The sequence below is a fragment of the Mesorhizobium sp. M7A.F.Ca.CA.002.05.1.1 genome (assembly GCF_003998335.1).
Taxonomy (GTDB): Bacteria; Pseudomonadota; Alphaproteobacteria; order Rhizobiales; family Rhizobiaceae; genus Mesorhizobium.
The window spans coordinates 1-3,089 of record NZ_RZQI01000729.1; the positions used below are offsets into that span (position 1 = coordinate 1).

General features: G+C 62.1%; 7 protein-coding genes. 1 reads left to right on the forward strand and 6 read right to left on the reverse strand.

The annotated features are described in order from the left end of the window. A partial coding sequence (locus EN939_RS38645; protein ID WP_206528349.1) for a hypothetical protein occupies positions 1-181 on the forward strand: 181 nt, incomplete at its 5' end. On the opposite strand, the gene arsH is transcribed toward EN939_RS38645, so the two are convergent. The 6 genes from arsH to EN939_RS39355 all read right to left on the reverse strand — a co-directional run. Beyond that, positions 162-896, reverse strand: a complete 735-nt coding sequence (gene arsH / locus EN939_RS27415) for an arsenical resistance protein ArsH (RefSeq protein ID WP_256754955.1) — start codon at positions 894-896, stop codon at positions 162-164. The two genes, EN939_RS38645 and arsH, sit on opposite strands and share 20 nt — an antisense overlap. After that, entirely contained in the window at positions 889-1,311 is a 423-nt protein-coding gene (gene arsC / locus EN939_RS27420) for an arsenate reductase (glutaredoxin) (RefSeq protein WP_127270859.1), read from the reverse strand. The genes arsH and arsC overlap by 8 nt, the downstream gene beginning before the upstream one ends. After that, positions 1,308-1,997: an aquaporin gene (locus EN939_RS27425; protein ID WP_127270860.1), complete on the reverse strand. Its 690-nt coding sequence runs from the start codon at positions 1,995-1,997 to the stop codon at positions 1,308-1,310. The genes arsC and EN939_RS27425 overlap by 4 nt, the downstream gene beginning before the upstream one ends. A gap of 5 nt (positions 1,998-2,002) precedes the next feature. Continuing rightward, complete coding sequence (locus tag EN939_RS27430) at positions 2,003-2,509, reverse strand: arsenate reductase ArsC (RefSeq protein WP_127270862.1); 507 nt, start codon at positions 2,507-2,509, stop codon at positions 2,003-2,005. Between the two features lie 16 nt (positions 2,510-2,525). Further along, entirely contained in the window at positions 2,526-2,858 is a 333-nt protein-coding gene (locus EN939_RS27435) for an ArsR/SmtB family transcription factor (RefSeq protein WP_127270864.1), read from the reverse strand. Positions 2,859-2,923: 65 nt separating this feature from the next. Next, the coding region (locus EN939_RS39355; RefSeq protein ID WP_164751262.1) for an RES family NAD+ phosphorylase at positions 2,924-3,089 on the reverse strand (166 nt) is incomplete at its 5' end.

Here is a 3,089-nt window from a genome sequence, read left to right on the forward strand (position 1 = left end):
GGATGCGATAGAGCTGAAGCCGCGTCGGGTTGCCGAGCGCTTCGAGCTGGGAGGCTGCTTTTTCGAGTTTCATGGAAATAAACTATACGGCACTTTTCGCATCGTCAACCCAAATTTCGAAAAATATGGAAATACGAAACCCAGGCACCGTCAAAGGTGCCTCAGATCGACCGCTGGTTGACCCGCTTGGCGACCTCTTCCGCACTCTCGACCCGCTCGGAATAGCGGTCCGTCAGGTAGTTGGAGCGGTCGCGCAGGAGCAGGGTGAACTTCATCAGCTCCTCCATCACGTCGACGATCCGGTTGTAATACGATGACGGCTTCATGCGGCCGGCTTCGTCGAACTCGGCGAAAGCCTTGGCGACCGACGATTGGTTGGGGATGGTGACCATTCGCATCCAGCGGCCAAGGATGCGGAGCTGGTTGACGGCGTTGAAACTCTGGGAGCCGCCGGAGACCTGCATGACGGCGAGCGTCCTGCCCTGCGTCGGACGTACTCCGCCCATCGACAGCGGCAGCCAGTCAATCTGCGCCTTCATCACCCCCGTCATGGAACCGTGCCGTTCCGGAGAGCACCAGACCTGGGCCTCCGACCAGATGGACAGGTCGCGCAATTCCCTGACCTTGGGATGGTCGGCGGACGTCGAATCCGGCAGCGGCAGGCCCGAAGGATTGAAGATGCGAACCTCGGCGCCGAGGCGGCGAAGGATTCGCGCGGCCTCCTCGGTGACGAGGCGGGAATAGGACCGCTCCCGCAGCGATCCGTAGAGCATCAGCACGCGGGGCTTGTGAATGGACCTGGGCGCGTCCAGCAGAACCTGCATATCGATCGGCCGAAACTGCTCTTCGTCGACGTTCGGCAGCGCGTCATCGGCGACGTGGTTCTGCTCAGCCAATGCGCTTGCCCTTGATGTCGACGACGACTTCGCCGTCCTCTTTAACGAACGGCCCGATATTGGGGTTGGGCAGGATGTCGAGAACCGCTTCCGAAGGTCGCGCGAGAACGACGCCGAGACGCGTGACCACGATCGGCCGATTGATCAGGATCGGATGCGCCATCATGAAGTCCAGAATTTCATCGTCGGTCCACTTGGGATTGCCGAGATCGAGTTCCGCGTAAGGCGTGCCCTTCTCGCGCAGCAATTGGCGCGGCATCATGCCCATCGCGGCAATCAACTCGACCAGCCTTTCGCGCGACGGTGGCGTCTTCAGATATTCGATCACCTCCGGCTCTTCGCCGGACTGGCGGATCATGGCCAGCGTATTGCGCGAGGTGCCGCAATCGGGGTTGTGGTAGATGGTGACGGTCATTCGGCAGCCTTCATCTGTCTTGTTGATTTCGCTTCGGCGAGCAGCCAGCCCGCCAGGGCCATGGCCAGCAGCGCCCCCAGCAATTCGGCGGCTATGAAGCCCGGCAGGTCGACCGGACGGATGCCAGAAAACGTGTCGGAAAAGGCGCGGGCGATCGCGACAGCCGGGTTGGCGAAGGAGGTCGAGGCCGTGAACCAGTAGGCGGCGGTGATGTACAGCCCGACAAGCCACGGGATCGCGTCGGAGCGGAAGCGCAAGCCTGCCAGGATGGTGAACACAAGGCCGAAGGCGGCGACTGCCTCCGCGAGCCATTGCCCGGTTCCGGTCCGCACCGTCGCTGAGGCCTGCAGGATAGGCAGTTCGAACATGGCATGGGCCAGAAACGTCCCGGCAATGCCGCCCACGACCTGGGCGGTGACATAGGCAAGCGCCGCGTTCGCCTCGATCTCGCGGCGAAGCGCGAACACCAGCGTAACGGCCGGATTAAAGTGCGCCCCTGAGATCGGTCCCAGTATCGTGATCAGCACGACGAGGATCGCCCCGGTCGGCAGCGTGTTGCCGAGCAGCGAAACGGCGACGTCGTGTGTCAGCCGGGCGGCCATGATGCCGGAGCCGACCACGGTCGCGACGAGCAGCGCGGTTCCCAAGGCTTCCGCGACGATGCGGCGTGGCAGGTCGTTCGCCACGAGCTTCAGCCGGCCTTCGGCAGGTTGCGGCCGATTTCATCCAGCCGCTTCTGCAGGGCAAGCTTGTCGACCATGCTCATCGGCAGGCTGATGAAGATCGAAATCCGGTTGTTGAGCATGCGATAGGCTTCGGCAAAGGCCAGATGTTTTTCGGCATCGGTGCCCTCCGCGTCAGCCGGATCAGGCACGCCCCAATGTGCGGTCATCGGCTGTCCTGGCCAGACAGGGCACGATTCATTGGCGGCGTTGTCGCAGACCGTGAAAACGAAATTCATCTCCGGCGCACCGGGAACCGCGAATTCTTCCCAGTCCTTCGAACGGGCAAAGGACGTGTCGTAATTGAGGTTCTTCAGAAGCTGGAGCGTGTAGGGATGCACCGCCCCTTTGGGATGCGACCCGGCCGAATAGGCCTTGAACTTGCCGGCGCCAATACGATTGAGAATCGCCTCTGCGATGATCGACCTCGCCGAATTGCCGGTGCAGAGGAAAAGAACGTTGTACGGTTCGCTCATGGTGCATGCCTCCCTTCTAGCATTTGCAGGTTACCGCCTGGATCACGGGCTGGCAGAGCTCCGGCGCGCCATTGCAGCAATCTTCCATCAGATAGGCCAGCAGGTCGCGCAGGCCGGTCATGTCGGCGACATAGCGCACGGTCCTTCCGTCGCGTTCGGGACGGATCAGCCCGGCATGGGCGAGCACCTTCAGATGCGCCGACATGGTGTTCTGGACCGTGTCCAGCCTCGTGGCGATCTCGCCCGCCGGAATGCCTTCCGGACCGGCACGCACGAGCAGCCGGAAGACATCCAGCCGCGTCTCCTGGCCAAGTGCGGCCAGCGCGTTCAAAGTGCTTTTCTTATCCATATATCCGAATCCTTGGATTTATGGATATCGGCTTCCCAGCGATCTGTAAAGCGTGTCCGCCGCCATCATGTGACGGCAAGCACCTTTCCCGTATCGTGCTGGCGCACGAAGTCCACGCGGGCGCCGTCCCAATGGTAGCTGTAGTGGCGACCCTGCACTGGAATGGTAATGACATCGGGCCAGAAGATGCCGATGCAGCCGCCGCCCGGCATGCGCACGCTGTTCCACACC

Coding starts and splice junctions, on each gene's coding strand:
- arsC (WP_127270859.1), bottom strand. CDS start 1,311: ATGACCGTCACCATCTACCACAACCCCGATTGCGGCACCTCGCGCAAT.
- EN939_RS27430 (WP_127270862.1), bottom strand. CDS start 2,509: ATGAGCGAACCGTACAACGTTCTTTTCCTCTGCACCGGCAATTCGGCG.
- EN939_RS27435 (WP_127270864.1), bottom strand. CDS start 2,858: ATGGATAAGAAAAGCACTTTGAACGCGCTGGCCGCACTTGGCCAGGAG.